This is a genomic window from Nocardia sp. NPDC004168 (genome assembly GCF_040610355.1).
Taxonomy (GTDB): Bacteria; Actinomycetota; Actinomycetes; order Mycobacteriales; family Mycobacteriaceae; genus Nocardia; species Nocardia sichangensis.
The window spans coordinates 17,346-33,503 of sequence record NZ_JBEXME010000028.1 but is presented as its reverse complement, the minus strand read 5'-3'; the positions used below and the strand labels follow the sequence as shown (position 1 = coordinate 33,503).

Below are 16,158 nucleotides of genomic sequence, written 5' to 3'. Positions count from 1 at the left end.
GTGACGGAAATCTCATGGCACCGGGGTGATTCCCACCGTCGGCAGGAAGAAGCAGGACTTGGCGCCGTTCTGCACCGTGCCGAACATCGCGGCGAGCACGGTGCCCTTCCCGGTGTCCACCGGGACCGCGCGCACCCCGCCCATCGGGAGGGACGCGACGAGGAAGTCCCGGATCGCCTGCTCGGCCGCGGGCCGCTGGTCCGGCGGAACGGCCGCGGGAACCATCGAACGCGCGACCTCGGGCAGCGGCCCCATGGCGGCGGTGCCGCTGCGACCGGTACTCAGATTCAGCCAGCTCACCTGCATTCCGGCGGTATTCGGGCCGTCCGGTCCGAGCCCGTAGGGCACGAAGGTGAACATGGCCTGCCCGGCCTTGACGGCGCTGAGGTCCTGGCCGGGAATCTGGACGGTGGTCTTCGGCCACGGCCCCGGAATGGCGCCTGCCACGGCGGGCGCCAGACCGGCCGTGGTGTTGTCGAGGCAGAACGCCGACGCGCTCGGGTACGCGAACGGCTGGATACCGAGCGCGCGCAACGCGTCGAGCGCGGCTTGATACGCGCCGAACAGGTCACCGGGGGCGGCGATCGGCACGGAGTCCTCGGGAAACGCGGGAATCGTGGCATCCGGAGCCGCGAACGCGACCCCCGGCCCGGCGAGCACGAAGGCGATCGAACTGGTCGCGACAGCGGACAACTGGGTCAGACGGCGCAATATGGTCACGAAACCTCCTCATCGGCGGAACGATCGAGGGGGACAGTACTCCGGCAAACGCAATCAGCAGCCGAGATTGCACACAGCAATTTCGTGGCGAGTCCTGTTTGCCCGGAACGGACCTCCGCGTAGCCCACCGGCGTTCCCCAGCGTCGGCGATAGCCGTATGCTGCATCGGACCATCCCAGTCCGGCGCCACGCGCCCTGGATCGGCGAAGCGCGGAATCTCACCTCGCCCTCGGCAGAGCAGCGCACGCCCGGTTACTACAAAGATCCGATGAATCGGCGTCGACAAGATCTACGCTCACGGTGATTACTTCTCTTGTTCCAGGCTTCCCTTGCTGGGCATCATGATTCGGCTCGCCCCTGACATCCGTTGAAGGGGGTCGGCGCCAACCATCCAGAGCGACCGAGAGACCTGGCTCGTCGACGTCGCAGCAACCCCCCGGTCACCGGGTGCGGGTGCTTCCGCCGGGACCGATGGAGGAACCGAAGTGATCATCGAGGACCCGTCATGAGCGCGTCCACCGCGCCGGACGCCGCCCCCGAGGCCGCCGCGCCGACCGAACCGGACCCGACCGGAACACCGGCCCCCGCCGAGACCGGCACGACGCCGACCGTCGCGAAGACCCGGCATCCCTGGCGCTGGGTGATCAGTGCCGTCGCGCTGATCCTGCTCGCCCAGTTCGTGCACGGGCTGGCCACCAATCCCGGCTGGGATTGGCCGACGTTCGCGCGGTACATCACGGCCGAGTCGGTGCTGTCGGCGCTGCGGGTCACCTTGGAGCTGACCGCGTGGGGCACGGCGCTGGGTTTTCTGCTCGGCACCGCGCTCGCGATCGCCCGGCTGTCGAACAACCCGGTGCTGCGGGTGATCGCGTGGGTCTACATCTGGGCATTTCGCTCGATCCCGCTGATCGTGCAGCTGCTGTTCTGGTTCAACATCGCCTACCTGTATCGGACCCTTTCGGTCGGCATCCCGTTCGGGCCCGCGCTGTTCACCTTCGAGGTGAACGGGGTGATCAGCGGTTTCACCGCCGCCGTGATCGGCTTGGCGCTGCATCAGGCGGCGTATTCGGCCGAGATCATCCGGGCCGGGTTCATCTCGGTGGACGCTGGTCAGCTGGAAGCCGCCGCCGCCTTGGGGATTCCACGGCTGCGGCAATTCCGCACGGTGGTGGCGCCGCAGGCGATGCGCTCGATCCTGCCGAACGCGGCCAACGAGGTGATCAGCCTGTTCAAGGGCACCTCGATCGTGTCGGTGATGGCGATCGCCGAGCTGTTCTACCAGGTCCAGGTCATCTACGGGCGCAACGGACGGGTGGTGCCGCTGCTGATGGTCGCGACGGTCTGGTACATCGTGCTCACCACGGCGCTCTCGGTGGCGCAGTACTACATCGAACGCCACTACGCCAAGGGCGCGCACCGCACGCCGCCGCCGACGCCGCTGCAACGCGCGTGGCGGAAGCTGCGCGAGGTCGCCGAGGCCGGTCCCGCCGCACCGCGCGGAGCGACCCGATGAGCGCCACACCCGCCGTGCAGGTCCGCGGCGTCCGGAAATCCTTCGGCTCGCACGAAGTGTTGCGCGGCATCGATCTCACCGTGCGATCCGGCGAGGTGGTGGCCGTGATCGGCCCGTCCGGGTCGGGCAAGTCGACCCTGCTGCGCGTGGTGAACCATCTGGAGACGCTGGACGCGGGCACCGTGCACATCGACGGCGAGCTGATCGGATATCGGCTGCGGCGCGACCGCTTGCACGCGCTGCCCGACCACGCGGTGCGCAAGCAGCGCTCCCGGATCGGCTTCGTCTTCCAGCAGTTCAATCTGTTCCCGCATCTGACCGTGCTCGACAACGTCACGCTCGCACCGCTGTCCGCGCAGCGGCGCGATCGGACCGAGGTGGAGCGCGAGGCACGCCTGCTGCTGGATCGGGTCGGCATCGGGCACCTGGCGGACGCGTATCCGCGCAGGCTGTCGGGCGGGCAGCAGCAGCGGGTGGCGATCGCCCGCGCGCTGGCGCTGCGCCCCCGCGTGATCCTGTTCGACGAGCCCACCTCCGCGCTGGACCCGGAACTGGTCGGCGAAGTGCTCGACGTGATCCGCGATCTGGCGCACGGCGGCACCGCGCTGGTGATCGTCACCCACGAGATCGGCTTCGCCCGTGAGGTCGCCGACACCGTGGTGTTCCTCGACGAGGGCGTCATCGTCGAGCAGGGCCCGCCCTCGGTCGTTCTCGACCATCCCGAACACCCGCGCACTCGCGCGTTCCTTTCCCGAGTCCGTTGACGAACAGGTATCCGATGAAGTTCTCCGCCCTGGTCACCGCCGCCGCGACCGCGGTCGTGCTGCTGGCCACCGGCTGCACCGAACCCGAGGCGGACAACGCCGCGCAGCCCGCCGGTTCGGTCACCTTCGACCTCTCCCCCGCCCAGTCCGGCCGCGTTCGGGCCGCCAAGGTCGATGCCATCGCCGCCGAGGTGCCGAAGGCGATCCGCGACCGCGGCACGCTGGTCGTGACCGGCACGTCCGGGGCAGCGCCGCCGCTGCGGTTCTACGCCACCGACGACCGGACGGTGGTCGGCTCGGAGATCGACTTCGCCTCGCTGGTCGCCGACATCCTCGGCCTGAAACTCGATGCGCAGGTGGCCGATTGGTCGCAGAACTTCGTGCGGGTGGACTCCGGTGAGGTGGACGCGTTCATCTCCAACGTCACCGTCACCGAGGAACGCAAGGAGAAGTACGACTTCGCGACCTACCGCAAGGACAACGTCGCGCTGGAGGTGCCGATCCAGAGCAAGCTGGCATACAAGGATCGGACGAGCCTGGCGGGCAAGCGGATCGGCGTCGGCAGCGGCACCAACCAGGAGCAACTGCTGGTGAAGTGGAACGAGCAGAACCGGGCCGAGGGACTGCCCCCGATCGACATCGCCTACTTCCAGCAGACCACCGACTACTACCTGGCGCTGGCCTCGCAGCGGCTCGACGGCTACCTCGGCCCGAACCCGACGGCGATCTACCACGCGGCCACCGCGAAGCAGACCAGGATCGTGGGCACCTTCTCCGGTGCGGGCGAGGCGCTGCAAGGCGAGATCGCGGTGCTCACCAAGAAGGACAACGGGCTGATCACCGCCGTGCAGCACGCGCTCGCCTACGCCATCGAGCACGGCACATATCAGCAGGTGATCGACCGTTGGGGCCTGCAGAGCGAGACGGTCACCGAATCGCGGATCAACCCGCCCGGCCTGCCGAAGAAGCGCTGAGCCGATGACACAACCGCTCTCGACCCCGACGCTGCGCGTGCACCGGGTGGCCCAGGACGACCCCCTGGCCGCGCCCCTGCTTGCCGAACTCGCCCTCGAGTACAGCAGCCGCTACGGTCGCACGCCCGGCGAGGTGCACGCCTCGTTGCGCGAGCACCCGGCCACCGCGTTCGCGCCGCCGCACGGCGCCCTGCTGGTCGTCACCCGCGACGGAGAAGCGGTGGCGGGCGGTGCCTTCCAGCGCTACGACGCGCACACCGCGGAGGTGAAGCGGATCTGGACCTCGCGGGAGCACCGCAGGCAAGGGCTCGGACTGTTCGTACTCGAGCAGCTGGAAGCCGAGATCGCGCGCCGCGGCTACCGGCGGATCTACCTGACCACCGGACCGCGTCAGCCCGAAGCGGTCGGCCTCTATCTCGCCGCCGGTTACCGCGCGCTCTACGACCCGGACCTGCCCGCGGAACAGATCGGGCCGCATCCCTTCGAGAAGCAGCTGCCCGCGCTGGGAGCGATCGCGTGAAGTTCCTGCTGTTCACCTTGGTGACCCGGGTACCCGACCCGCGGACCGGCCGCCTGCCCGGCACCCGGGAACGCCTGCGCGACGTCGTCGGCCAGGCGCGGCTGGCCGAGGAACTGGGCTACGACGGGTTCGCCGTCGGCGAGCGGCACGAGGAGCCGTTCCTGTCCGCCGCGCCGCCGGTCATCCTGTCCCACCTGGCCGCCCTCACCTCGCGGATCACGCTGTTCACCGCGGTGACCACGCTGAGCCTGCTCGACCCGGTGCGCGCTTTCGAGGACTACTCCACGCTGGACAACCTGTCCGGCGGGCGGCTCGAGCTGATCATCGGCAAGGGCAACGGCGCCGCACAGGCGCAGCTGTACCACGTCACGCCCGACGACCAGTGGGACCGCAATCGCGAAGGCTACGAACTGTTCCGCGCCCTGTGGGCCGGTGACAGCGTGACCTGGTCGGGGCGCTTCCGTCCGCCGCTGCGCGAGGCCAAAGCATTGCCGCGGCCGTGGCAGCCGAAGATCCGGATCTGGCACGGCAGCGCCACCAGCCGCGAATCGGTGGAACTGGCCGCGCGCCACGGTGATCCACTGTTCTCGGCGAACGTCACCAACCCGATCGAGCCGTATGCCGAGCTGGTGCGCCACTACCGGGAGCGCTGGGCGTTCCACGGCCACGACCCCGCCGACGCGCTGGTCGGCGCGGGCACCGCCGGATTCCAGGTGTCGCGCACCTCACAGGAGGCGCTCGCGGCCTACGCGCCGATCTTCGAAGCGCGGCTGGCGCTGGCGCGCGAACGCGGGCTGCCGGTGGTGTTCGAGACCCTCGACGACTACGTGGCCCGCAGTTCGGCGCTGATCGGCAGCCCGGAGCAGGTGATCGACAAGGTCGGCCGCCAGCACGAGCACCTCGGCCACGAGGTGATCCACCTGTCCGCCGAACGCGACGGCCGCCCCGAGCGGCAGTACCTGGACGGCCTCGAGCTGTTCCAAGCCGAGGTGGCGCCGGAATTGCGCCGCCGCATCCCCAGCCGACCGTTGGCGACCGGTGTCGCCGATACCGACCCCGACCAGGGCGAGGAGCTCCCCCGCCCCGAAGTATCTGGAGTTGCCCCGTGATCCGAACCCGTCACCGAATCGTCGCGCTGGCCGGCGCGCTCGCCGCGGCCACCACCGTGGCCGCCTGCGGCAGTGATTCGGCCGCGCCCGGCGGCGACGCGGGCCCGCCCCAGCCGGGCGGTGTACTGCGCTACGGCCTGTCGCAGGCGCCGACCTGCTCGGATCCCGCCCAGGCGGGCACCAATCAGACGCTGTACGTCGCCCGGCAGATCGTGGATTCGCTGACCGACCAGGACCCGGCCACCGGCGAGCTGAAGCCGTGGCTGGCGCAGAGCTGGGAGACGAGCCCCGACGCGAAGGTCTTCACCTTCCACCTCGTCGACGGCGTCACCTTCAGCGACGGCACGCCGCTCACCGCCGAATCGGTGCGCAACACGTTCGATTCGGTCGTGAAGATCGGCTCGGGCAAGGCGCCGCTGGGCAGCAGCTACCTCACCGGCTACGTCGGGACCACGGCTGTGGACCGGCTCACCGCCCGGGTCGAGTTCAGCAAGCCCAACGCACCGTTCCTGCAGGCGTCCTCGACCGCGGCGCTCGGCATCCTGGCCGACGTGACCACGGCCAAGCCTGCCGAGCAGCGTTGCCTCGGCGACAACGTCGGCAGCGGACCGTTCACCTACGCGGCCTACCGCCAGGACGCCGCGGTGACGCTGGCCAAACGGACCGGCTACCACTGGGGTTCGGCGGTGTTCGCCCATCGGGGCGAGGCCTACCTGGACAAGATCGAGTTCACCGTGGTGCCCGAATCCGGCGTCCGCACCGGCAGTCTCGCCTCCGGGCAGCTGGACGCGATCAGCGACGCGCTGCCGCAGGACGCTCCGCAGATCGAGGCGGCGGGTGGCCGGGTGCTCAGCACCGCCAACCCGGGTGTGCCGTTCGGCTTGCAGCTCAACGTCACCAGAGGTCCGTTGCGCGATCCGGCGGTGCGCCGGGCCCTGCTGCCCGCCATCGATCGCAAGCAACTGGTCGACACCGTGCTCGGCCCGCAATTCAAGCCCGCCACCAGCACACTCGCCAGCACCACACCCGGCTACACCGACCTCTCCGCGCGTCTGGCCTACGACCCGGCGAAGACGCGCACGCTCCTGGATCAGGCCGGGTGGCTGCCCGGCGCGGACGGCGTCCGGACGAAAAACGGCGAGCGGTTGTCGTTCTCGGTGCTGTTCAGCCAGGTGTTCGCGGGCAACCAGGCGATCCTCGAACTGGTGCAGCAGCAGTTGCGGCAGGTCGGCGTCGAGCTGAAGCTGGACCTGGTGTCGTCGGCGGAGGCCACGGCGCGCCAGAGCAGCAAGGATTTCGATTCCTTCTACGGCAACACCACTCGCGCCGACGGTGACATCCTGCGCACCACCTTCGGCCTCGAAGGGCGCAATCTCAACGCGCGCGGCCCCGTACCCGCGTTGGACGACGCGCTGAACGGGCAGGTCAGCACCGTCGACGCCGCAACACGCAACGGGCTCATCCGCACCGCGCAGGAACAGGTGCTCGACGCCGGACTGCAGCTGCCGACCGTCGAGCTGTCCCAGGCGATCGGCGCGAGTGCGAACACGCGCGATCTGAAGTTCGAAGCCTCCGCCCGATTGCAGTTCTTCGACACCTGGCTGAGCGGACGGTAGTCATGGCGCGCTATCTGGCCCTGCGGGCACTGCAGGCGATCTGGGTGCTGTGGGCGGCGTTCACGCTGTCGTTCGTTGTGCTGTACCTGCTGCCCGCCGACCCGATCTCGATCGCGGCCGACGGCGGCGGCGCAGGCACGCCGGTGGACAAGGCCGCCATCGCCGAGATGCAGGCCCGCTACGGGCTGGATCGGCCGCTGTGGGAACAGTATTCGACCGCGCTCGGACACGCCGTGCGCGGCGACCTCGGGCATTCCATCGCGACCGGGCAGCCGGTCACCGGCGCGATCGGTGACGCGCTGCCCGCCACGCTCGAATTGACCGGCACCGCATTGCTCTTCGCGGTCGTCGGCGGCGTCGCGCTGGCGTTCGCGGCCACCCAGACCCGGCGGCCCTGGCTGCGCAACGCCTTGGCCGCGCTGCCGTCGCTCGGCGTCTCGGTACCGACCTTCTGGACCGGACTGCTACTGCTGCAAGTGTTCTCGTTCCAATTGCGGCTGGCTCCGGCATTCGGCGGACACGGTTTCGCCGGCACGGTGCTGCCCGCACTCACCCTGGCCCTGCCGATCGGCGCGGTCATCGCACAAGTGCTCACCGCCGGGTTGGAGACGACCTGGCGTCAGCCGTTCGTCGACGTGGCCCTGGCCAAGGGTGGGTCGCGCTGGTGGGTGCGGCGCACGCACGTGCTGCGCCCGGCCAGTGTGCCCGCGTTCACCATCGCGGGGGTCCTGGTCGGCAACATGCTCGCCGGATCGGTGGTGGTGGAGACGGTCTTCGCCCGCCAAGGCGTCGGGCGGCTGACCCAGACCGCGGTGCTGGCGCAGGACATCCCCGTGGTGCAGGGCATCGTGCTGCTCACCTCAGTGGTGTTCGTCAGCGTGAATCTGGCGGTGGACCTGCTGTATCCGCTGCTCGACCCGCGCATCGCCGCCCGCTCTCGCGGTGTGCGCGGCGAGTCCGAGCAGACCGCCGCCGACACCGCCGAGGAGGCGATCGTCCGTGCCTGACCCCGCTCCCGTCATTCGTAACGCCGGGCTCCTGCTCGGCGCACCACTCGCCGAGGGGGTACGGACCCGTGGTTGACGTCACCGAGGAACAGCGCGCAGCGGTGCTGACCGGTCTGCGACGACCGGCCGTGCGGTGGAAGACTCTGCGCGGCAATGCCGGACTGCTGGTGGCGGGCGCCGTCGCGCTGCTCGCCGTGGGGTGGGCGCTGGTGCCGTCGGTCTTCGCCGGTGGCGACCCGCTGACCGGCGTGCCCGCGCAGAAGTTGCAGAGCCCGAGCGCTCGACACTGGTTCGGCACCGACAATCTCGGGCGCGATCTGTACACCCGGATGGTGCACGGCGCCGGGCTCTCGCTGACCGCCACCCTGGCCGCGGTGGGCATAGCGCTGGTCGCCGGGGCGCTGCTCGGGCTGTTGTCCGGCGCGGTCGGCGGCGTGGTGGACGCCGTCGTCATGCGGCTGGTCGACGTGCTGCTGTCGGTGCCCTCGCTGCTGCTGTCGCTCGCGCTGGTCACCGCGCTCGGCTTCGGCACCCGCAACGTAGCGCTGGCGGTGGGCATTTCGCTGGTGGCCAATTTCGCCCGCGTGATGCGATCGGAAGTGCTGCGGGTGCGCCAGGCGGTGTACGTGGAGGCCGCCCACGCCGCGGGCGCACGCTGGTACACGGTGCTGGCCAGGCACGTGCTGCCCAATTCCATCCAGCCGGTACTCGCCTTGGCCGCGGTGGAATTCGGCATGGCGGTGCTGGCCGTGTCGGCGCTGAGCTTCCTCGGCTACGGCGCGAAGCCGCCCACGCCCGAGTGGGGCACGCTGATCTCCGAGGGCCGCAACTATCTCGCGACCGCGTGGTGGATGACCACCCTGCCCGGTCTCGTCATCATCGCCGTCGTGCTCGCCGCGCAGCGCCTCGGCCGCGCGATCGGGAAGGGAGAACGCGCGTGAGCGCCCCGGCATCTCCACTGCTGCACGTCGAGGACCTGCGGGTTCGTTACCGCTCGGACACCGGCCCGGTCACCGCGCTCGACGGTGTGTCACTCACCGTGGCCCGCGGCGAGGTGGTGGCGCTGGTCGGCGAGTCCGGTTCCGGCAAGTCCACGCTCGCCCACGCCGTGATCGGCCTGCTCGGCGCGAACGCCGAGATCGCGGGTGGCACCGTGACCTTCGACGGCGCCGTTGTCGACACCGGCTCCGAACGCGCGCTGCGGCGGCTGCGGGGAGCGCGCATCGGCTTCGTCCCGCAGGACCCCGGGCTGTCGCTGAATCCGGTCCGGCGAATCGGCGACCAAGTCGCCGAATCGCTGCTGGTACACGGACTGGCCGACCGCAAAGCGGCACGGGCGCGGGCGATCGAGCTGCTGACCGACGCCGGACTGGACCGGCCCGAACTACGGGCCACCCAGTACCCGCACGAGCTTTCCGGCGGGCAGCGCCAGCGGGTGCTGATCGCCTCGGCGCTGGCCTGCGCACCGGACCTGGTCATCGCCGACGAGCCGACCAGCGCGCTCGACGCGACCGTCGCGCGCCGGGTACTGGATCGGCTCGCCGAGCAGATCGCGGCGCGCGGCACGGCGGTGCTGCTGATCACCCACGATCTGGCCGTCGCCGCCGAACGCGCGGACCGCCTGGTCGTGCTCAACGGCGGCGAGGTGGTGGAAAGCGGCGCCACCGCCGAGGTGCTGGCCACGCCGCACCACCCGTACACCAAGCGCCTGCTCGCCGCCTCACCCAGCCTCGCGCCCGCCGACGGCTACCGCGAGCCCAAGCCCAGGACGGGCGAGCCGCTACTGGTCTTGCGCGAGGTGCACAAGACCTTCCGGGCGCACGGGGGCGACAGCGTGACGGCGGTGGCCGGGGTCGGTTTCGAACTCGGTCGCGGCGAGACCCTCTCGCTGGTCGGCGAATCAGGATCGGGCAAGTCCACCACCGCGCGGATCGCGCTGCGGCTCACCGAACCCGACCGCGGCGAGGTCACCTTCGACGGGCAGTCGCTGTCGCGGGCCCGCGGGTCGCGGCTGCGCGCACTGCGCAAACGCTTCCAGGTGGTGTACCAGAACCCCTACGCCTCACTGGATCCGCGTTGGCGGGTCGGTGCGATCGTCGAGGAACCGTTGCGCGCGTTCGGCATCGGGAACCGCGCGCAGCGCCGCGACCGCGTGGCGGAACTGCTCGCGCAGGTCGCGCTCCCGCCCGGTTTCGCCCAGCGCAGGCCCGCCGAGTTGTCCGGGGGACAACGTCAGCGCGTCGCCATCGCCCGGGCGCTGGCGCTGCATCCGGAACTGCTGGTGCTCGACGAACCGGTCTCCGCGCTGGACGCCTCGGTGCAGGCGCAGATTCTCGAATTGCTCGACCGGCTGCAGGCCGAGTTGTCGCTGAGCTACCTGTTCATCTCGCACGATCTGGCTGTGGTGCGCCGCATCAGCGATCACGTCGCGGTGCTGCGGCACGGCCGCATCGTCGAATCCGGCCGCACCGCAGAGATCTTCGGCGATCCGCGCCACGAGTACACCCGTGAACTGTTGTCGGCCATACCGACGCCCGCCCTGGCGAAAGGCGTGTCCTGATGCCGAATCCGACCTACCGCCACAGCCGCGTGCTGAACCGGCGGCGCTGGGCTCCGTGCCGCAGCCGCCCGGAACCCGCCGTCTCGTCCTCCGCGATTACCCCTCCCCGCTCACCGGAGCCCACCACCGGCCACAAGCCGAGCACATGGTGGCACCGACCGAAAAGGATCGCCCTGATGGTGTACTCCGCCTTCAACCGGAAGCCCGACGCCGACGCCGAACCGGCCGCCGCGCCGGACGTTCCAGCCGACCCCGCCGCCTTCGAAGCCGACCCGGCCCGCTGGTGGCGCACCCGCCTGCGCGCCCCGCGCGCCGCCGAGATCTCCGGTAACGCGCGGGTCCACGCGGTCGCACCGGTCCGCGCCGAGCGGGACCGCCGCGTCGTCCGCTCCTCGCCCGGCATACGCGCCGCGCTGTGGCAGCAGGCGTTGTTCTCGGCCCCCGATGTCGCAGGAGCGGGCACGCACCCGGCGCTGCGGCAGCAGATCGACGCGGAGGGCACGGCCTGATGACGGATTCCGGCCTCTTCCTCGCCGTCGAGGCGGCGGGGACCGGCGCGCACCCCGCGTCCTGGCGGCGTGCCGACTCACGCGCCGAAGACCTGTTCACCGGGCGGTACTGGGTCGATCTGATCGTCGCGGCCGAGCGGGCGGGCGTCGACGCGGTGTTCCTGCCCGACTCGTTCGGCTTGCAGCCCGGCGGCCCCGGCGCCACCCGGGGCAGGCTCGACGCGGTCGCGATCGCCGCCCGCGTCGCCGCCGCCACTCACCGCGTCGGCCTGATCCCGCAGGCGCCGGTCACCCACACCGAGCCGTTCCATCTGGCGAAGGCGTTCCAGAGCCTGGATTTCGCCACGCTCGGCCGGGCGGGCTGGGAGGTCACCGTTTCCGAAGGAGACGAGCAGGCGCGGGCGTTCGGACGCAAACCGGCACAGGAGGCGGCCGCGCTGTGGCACGAGGCCGACGAGGCGATCGATGTCGTCACCCGGCTGTGGGACAGCTGGGAGGACGACGCGGAGATCCGCGACGCCGCGACCGGCCGCTTCGTCGACCGGGACAAACTGCACTACATCGACTTCACCGGCGACAACTTCGCGGTGAAGGGGCCATCGATCACTCCGCGCTCGCCCCAGGGTCAGCCGATCGTCGCGGTGCGCGCAGACGGCGCGGCCGACACCGAGGTCGCGCTGCGCCGCGCCGACCTGATCCGGATCGACGCGGCGGATCTCGACGCGGCACGGACGCGGCGCACCGAAGTGCGTGCTGCGCTGACGGCCGCGGGACGCGACCCCGACAGCGTGCAGGTGCTGCTGGATCTGGACATCCATCTGGCGGACTCCCCGGACACGGCACGTGTGGACGTCCACACTCTGGACAGCTGGGCCGACCCGGTCCGCACCCCCGCGCCGACCGCCCTGCGCCACGTCGGGACCACCGCGACGCTGCGTGAACTGCTCGCGGACGTGGCTGCCGCCGAGGCCGCCGACGGCGTGGTCCTGCGCCCCCTCGCGCTTCCCGCCGCCGTCCGTCTGCTGTCCGCACTGGACCGGAAACCGCTGCCCGCGGGCACTTTACGCGCTCGCCTCGGCCTGCCCCGCCCGGCGAGCCGCTACGCCACCAGCACGGAAGGCACGCTGTCGTGACCGACAAGCCCCGCAAGCCCGTCCACCTCGCCGCCCACTTCCCCGGCGTGAACAACACCACCGTCTGGAGCGATCCCGAGTCGGGCAGCCAGATCGATTTCGCGTCGTTCGAGCATCTGGCGCGGACCGCCGAGCGCGGCCTGTTCGACTTCTTCTTCCTCGCCGAAGGACTGCGTCTGCGCGAACACCTCGGCCGCATCCACGATCTGGACGTCGTGGGCAGGCCGGACACCTTCACCGTGCTCAACGCGCTGGCCGGGGTGACCGAGAAGCTCGGCCTTGCCGGCACCATCAACAGCACCTACAACGAACCGTTCGAGCTGGCCAAGCAATTCGCCTCGCTCGACCACCTCTCCGGCGGGCGCGCGGCCTGGAACGTCGTGACCTCCTCCGACGCGTTCACCGGCGCGAACTTCCGGCGCGGCGGCTATCTCGAGCACGGGCAGCGCTACCGCCGCGCGGCCGAGACCGTCGAGGTGACCCGGGCGTTGTGGGACAGTTGGGCCGCGGACTCCCTGGTCGTCGATCGGGAGGCCGGGGTGTTCGCCCGCGACATCCCGGAAACCCGGCATCGCGGAACGCAATTCGACATCGCCGCCCGATTCGTGCTCCCGCCGAGCCCGCAAGGCCACCCGGTGCTGCTGCAGGCGGGCGACTCCGACGACGGCCGGGAATTCGGCGCGGCCACGGCCGACGCGATCTTCACCGGCCACGGCACCCTGGCGGACGGGCAGCGCTTCTACGCGGACCTCAAGGGCCGCCTGGCCAAATACGGGCGCACCCCCGACGAGCTGAAGATCCTCCCGGCCGCCACCTTCGTCCTCGGAGACACCGAGGCCGAAGCCGAGGAGCGCGCCCGGCACATCCGCCTGCAGCAGGTCGGTCCGCAGACCGCGATCGCCTTCCTCGAGCAGGTCTGGGGCCGCGACCTCTCCGGCTACGACCCGGACGGCCCGCTGCCGGAGGTCGAGCCCGCCGACAACGTCACCGTCACCCGCGGCCGCGTACGGCACGCCAAGGACCCCCGGGCGGTCGCCGAGGCTTGGCGGGCCAAGGCGGAAGCGGGCGGGCTCAGCATCCGGGAGCTGATCATCGAGGTCACCGCGCGCCAGCAGTTCATCGGCACGCCCGCGTCGGTCGCCGAGCAGATCGACACCTATGTGCAATCCGACGCCGCCGACGGATTCATCCTGGTCCCGCACCTCACCCCGCACGGGCTCGACGAGTTCGTCGACCGGGTCGTCCCGGAACTCCAGGAGCGCGGCAGCTTCCGCACCGAGTACGCCGGAACCACCTTGCGCGACCACCTCGGCCTGCGCCATCCCCACCGTCGCACCACCGCCCACGAAGGAGCCATAGCGTCATGACCACCAGCATCACCAGCGTTTTCGAGACCGAGTGGGCGCGCTGGCACCACGCGCGCGAGGACCAGTTGCGCGACCCGCTCGGCTTTCTCAGCCTGACCGGGCTGCACTGGCTCACCGACCGCCCCGAGCGGCTGCCGGATGTCCCCGGCACCTGGTGGGTCACCGACGAGAAGGTGTTCATCACCGCCCAGCCCGCCGACCGGCTGGAGTACGACGGGCTCGGCATCGCCGGCGTGCAGATCGTCACCCCCGCCGAAGGCGCGCCCGGACTGCACGTCCGGCAGGAGCGCCGGGTGCTCGAGGTGATCCGCCGCACAGGTCGCTACGCCGTCCGGGTGCACGACCCGGCCTCCCCCGCCCTGCTCACCTTCGACGGCATCCCGTCGTATCGACCCGATCCACGCTGGGTGCTCTCCGGGCGGTTCACCCCGTTCGAGGAACAGCGGACGGTGGTCACCGGCGCGGTGATCGAGGGACTCGAACACCACCACAGCGCCGCGGGCACCATCGAATTCCGCATCGGCGAGGTGACCGAACGGGTCGTCGCGTTCGGCGACCGGAACGACCTGCGCGTGCTGTTCACCGACGCGACCAGCGGTGTGACGACCTACCCGGCCGCACGGTCACTGACCGTGGGCGCACCGGAGGCGGACGGCACGGTGGTGCTGGACTTCAACCGCGCGGCGAATCTGCCGTCCGCGTTCACCGATTTCGCGACCTGCCCGGTGGCGCCCGCGCAGAACCGGCTGCGCGTGGCCATCGAAGCGGGCGAGCAGGATCCGCGGCAGGGGCGTGCGGCATGAGCGGGTCCGTTCCCCTATCGATCCTGGACCTGTCCCCGATCAGCGCGGGCTCCACCGCGCAGCAGGCGCTGCGCAACACCGTCGATCTGGCCCAGCACGCCGAACAGTGGGGCTACCACCGGTACTGGCTGGCCGAGCACCACTTCGTCAGGGTGGCCAGTTCCTCCTCGATCACCCTGATCGGCTTGGTCGCCGCGGCCACCAAGCGCATCCGCGTGGGTTCGGCGGCCGTGCAGGTAGGTCATCACACCTCGGCCTCGATCGTGGAGGCGTTCGGCACGATCGACGCGCTGTACCCGGGCCGGCTCGACCTGGGGCTGGGCCGGTCGGGTCATCGGCGCAGCCAGTTCGGGGCCGAAGCCGGGCGCAACAAGGGCGGTAAACCGGTGGTCGACGCGGTGACCGGGCGCACCGAGATCCGCGACGGCGTGGTCGTTCCGCCGCCGTTCGACCCGGGCCGCATCCTGGACCGGTCGAAATTCATCGCCTCGGTGGGCGCGTTGCAGCAGCGCGGCGCGGAGCCGCTGGATTTCGCCGAGCAGATCGGCGAGGTGCGCGCCCTGTTGGCCGGTAGTTTCGTCAGCCCGGAAGGCGTTGCGCTGCACGCTGTTCCCGGTGAGAACGCACAGGTACGGCTGTGGCTGTTCGGCAGTACCGGCGGCGAGAGCGCGGAGCTGGCCGGGCGGCTGGGGCTGCCGTTCGCCGCGGCCTATCACGTCTCGCCGGGCACCGCGCTGGACGCGATCGAGGCGTATCGGGCGGCGTTCCGCCCGTCCGCCGACTCGGCCGAGCCGTACGTGGTGATCTCCGCGGACGTGGTCGTGGCCGAGGACGACGCGACCGCACAGCGGCTGGCCGCCAGTTACGGTCACTGGGTGCACAGCATCCGCAGCGGGGCGGGAGCGGCCGACTATCCCGATCCGGCGACCATCGCGCCGCTCACCGCGGAGCAGCGGCGTCTGGTCGACGACCGCCTTGCCACCCAGTTCGTGGGATCACCCGGCACGGTCGCGGAACGGCTCGCCGCGCTGCAACGCGTCAGCGGGGCGGACGAGTTGCTCGTCACCACGATCACTCATCAGCACGCCGATCGCCTGGAATCGTATCGGCTGCTCGCCGAGGCATGGGGACTGCGCGCGGCTCGCGCCGCCTGACCGGTGCCCTGCCGGTGCGTCCTCGTGCGCACCGGCAGACTCCGGGATCATCTCGCCCGGGTTCCGTCGATCGGCGTCCGGCCCGGCCGCACCGGCACCGGAGCGCCGCGCGCTACCACTGAACGCCGATTCGGCCCATCGCGTGTTCCGGACACTCGCCCGACCGGTGATCGCCGACTCGGCTCGGCCGCACCGGCACCGGAGCACCGCGCGCTACCGCTGAACGCCGATTCGGCCCGACGCGTGTTCCGGACACTCGCCCGACCGGTGATCGCCGACTCGGCTCGACGCGCACGTTCCGGACGATCGCCCGACCGGTGATCGGCCGTTCGACTCGACATGCGTTCCGGACGACCACCCGTACGCACCGCTGAACACCGCCGGCTCGACGCGCCGTGATCAGAGGACC

The 16,158-nt window shown here is 70.9% G+C and carries 15 protein-coding genes and 1 riboswitch; of the genes, 14 read left to right on the top strand and 1 reads right to left on the bottom strand.

The genetic code is table 11. From position 1 onward, the window contains the following. Positions 1-12: 12 nt before the first annotated feature. Positions 13-720, bottom strand: a complete 708-nt coding sequence (locus ABZW96_RS31505; protein WP_355079624.1) for a hypothetical protein — start codon at positions 718-720, stop codon at positions 13-15. A gap of 384 nt (positions 721-1,104) precedes the next feature. Then, positions 1,105-1,198, top strand: a riboswitch (SAM riboswitch). A gap of 27 nt (positions 1,199-1,225) precedes the next feature. Here ABZW96_RS31505 and ABZW96_RS31500 point away from each other — a divergent pair. The 14 genes from ABZW96_RS31500 to ABZW96_RS31435 all read left to right on the top strand — a co-directional run bounded on the left by ABZW96_RS31500 (position 1,226) and on the right by ABZW96_RS31435 (position 15,749). Beyond that, positions 1,226-2,233, top strand: a complete 1,008-nt coding sequence (locus ABZW96_RS31500; RefSeq protein ID WP_355079623.1) for an amino acid ABC transporter permease — start codon at positions 1,226-1,228, stop codon at positions 2,231-2,233. Continuing rightward, positions 2,230-2,997 carry an amino acid ABC transporter ATP-binding protein gene (locus ABZW96_RS31495; protein ID WP_355079621.1) on the top strand — a complete coding sequence of 256 codons (768 nt, stop codon included), beginning with the start codon at positions 2,230-2,232 and terminating at the stop codon, positions 2,995-2,997. The genes ABZW96_RS31500 and ABZW96_RS31495 overlap by 4 nt, the downstream gene beginning before the upstream one ends. A gap of 14 nt (positions 2,998-3,011) precedes the next feature. Continuing rightward, complete coding sequence (locus tag ABZW96_RS31490; protein WP_355079619.1) at positions 3,012-3,971, top strand: ABC transporter substrate-binding protein; 960 nt, start codon at positions 3,012-3,014, stop codon at positions 3,969-3,971. Between the two features lie 4 nt (positions 3,972-3,975). Beyond that, positions 3,976-4,491: a GNAT family N-acetyltransferase gene (locus ABZW96_RS31485; RefSeq protein ID WP_355079617.1), complete on the top strand. Its 516-nt coding sequence runs from the start codon at positions 3,976-3,978 to the stop codon at positions 4,489-4,491. Then, the gene (locus ABZW96_RS31480) at positions 4,488-5,600 is read left to right on the top strand and encodes an LLM class flavin-dependent oxidoreductase (RefSeq protein WP_355079615.1); all 1,113 of its coding nucleotides are present in this window, start codon (positions 4,488-4,490) and stop codon (positions 5,598-5,600) included. Before ABZW96_RS31485 ends, ABZW96_RS31480 begins: the two co-directional genes overlap by 4 nt. Beyond that, positions 5,597-7,216, top strand: a complete 1,620-nt coding sequence (locus ABZW96_RS31475; protein ID WP_355079613.1) for an ABC transporter substrate-binding protein — start codon at positions 5,597-5,599, stop codon at positions 7,214-7,216. Before ABZW96_RS31480 ends, ABZW96_RS31475 begins: the two co-directional genes overlap by 4 nt. A 2-nt stretch (positions 7,217-7,218) precedes the next feature. Then, on the top strand, positions 7,219-8,223 hold the full coding sequence (locus ABZW96_RS31470) for an ABC transporter permease (RefSeq protein WP_355079611.1): 1,005 nt from the start codon (positions 7,219-7,221) through the stop codon (positions 8,221-8,223). Between the two features lie 101 nt (positions 8,224-8,324). Next, a complete protein-coding gene (locus tag ABZW96_RS31465; protein WP_355079691.1) occupies positions 8,325-9,164 on the top strand; it encodes an ABC transporter permease in 840 nt (279 codons plus the stop codon). Beyond that, positions 9,161-10,783, top strand: a complete 1,623-nt coding sequence (locus tag ABZW96_RS31460) for an ABC transporter ATP-binding protein (RefSeq protein WP_355079609.1) — start codon at positions 9,161-9,163, stop codon at positions 10,781-10,783. The genes ABZW96_RS31465 and ABZW96_RS31460 overlap by 4 nt, the downstream gene beginning before the upstream one ends. 176 nt (positions 10,784-10,959) lie before the next feature. After that, positions 10,960-11,292, top strand: coding sequence for a hypothetical protein (locus ABZW96_RS31455; RefSeq protein ID WP_355079607.1), 333 nt, complete (start codon positions 10,960-10,962; stop codon positions 11,290-11,292). After that, the gene (locus ABZW96_RS31450; RefSeq protein ID WP_355079605.1) at positions 11,292-12,425 is read left to right on the top strand and encodes an LLM class flavin-dependent oxidoreductase; all 1,134 of its coding nucleotides are present in this window, start codon (positions 11,292-11,294) and stop codon (positions 12,423-12,425) included. The genes ABZW96_RS31455 and ABZW96_RS31450 overlap by 1 nt, the downstream gene beginning before the upstream one ends. After that, positions 12,422-13,792 (top strand): NtaA/DmoA family FMN-dependent monooxygenase, encoded by a 1,371-nt coding sequence (locus ABZW96_RS31445; protein ID WP_355079603.1) that lies wholly within the window; start codon positions 12,422-12,424, stop codon positions 13,790-13,792. Before ABZW96_RS31450 ends, ABZW96_RS31445 begins: the two co-directional genes overlap by 4 nt. Continuing rightward, complete coding sequence (locus tag ABZW96_RS31440) at positions 13,789-14,595, top strand: DUF1684 domain-containing protein (RefSeq protein ID WP_355079601.1); 807 nt, start codon at positions 13,789-13,791, stop codon at positions 14,593-14,595. Before ABZW96_RS31445 ends, ABZW96_RS31440 begins: the two co-directional genes overlap by 4 nt. After that, the gene (locus tag ABZW96_RS31435) at positions 14,592-15,749 is read left to right on the top strand and encodes an LLM class flavin-dependent oxidoreductase (protein WP_355079600.1); all 1,158 of its coding nucleotides are present in this window, start codon (positions 14,592-14,594) and stop codon (positions 15,747-15,749) included. Before ABZW96_RS31440 ends, ABZW96_RS31435 begins: the two co-directional genes overlap by 4 nt. Positions 15,750-16,158 lie beyond the last annotated feature (409 nt).

Bases quoted from the DNA above. Each gene is read 5' to 3' on its own strand.
- ABZW96_RS31500 (WP_355079623.1), top strand. From the start codon at position 1,226: ATGAGCGCGTCCACCGCGCCGGACGCCGCCCCCGAGGCCGCCGCGCCG.
- ABZW96_RS31490 (WP_355079619.1), top strand. From the start codon at position 3,012: ATGAAGTTCTCCGCCCTGGTCACCGCCGCCGCGACCGCGGTCGTGCTG.
- ABZW96_RS31485 (WP_355079617.1), top strand. From the start codon at position 3,976: ATGACACAACCGCTCTCGACCCCGACGCTGCGCGTGCACCGGGTGGCC.
- ABZW96_RS31440 (WP_355079601.1), top strand. From the start codon at position 13,789: ATGACCACCAGCATCACCAGCGTTTTCGAGACCGAGTGGGCGCGCTGG.
- ABZW96_RS31455 (WP_355079607.1), top strand. From the start codon at position 10,960: ATGGTGTACTCCGCCTTCAACCGGAAGCCCGACGCCGACGCCGAACCG.
- ABZW96_RS31470 (WP_355079611.1), top strand. From the start codon at position 7,219: ATGGCGCGCTATCTGGCCCTGCGGGCACTGCAGGCGATCTGGGTGCTG.
- ABZW96_RS31435 (WP_355079600.1), top strand. From the start codon at position 14,592: ATGAGCGGGTCCGTTCCCCTATCGATCCTGGACCTGTCCCCGATCAGC.
- ABZW96_RS31495 (WP_355079621.1), top strand. From the start codon at position 2,230: ATGAGCGCCACACCCGCCGTGCAGGTCCGCGGCGTCCGGAAATCCTTC.
- ABZW96_RS31450 (WP_355079605.1), top strand. From the start codon at position 11,292: ATGACGGATTCCGGCCTCTTCCTCGCCGTCGAGGCGGCGGGGACCGGC.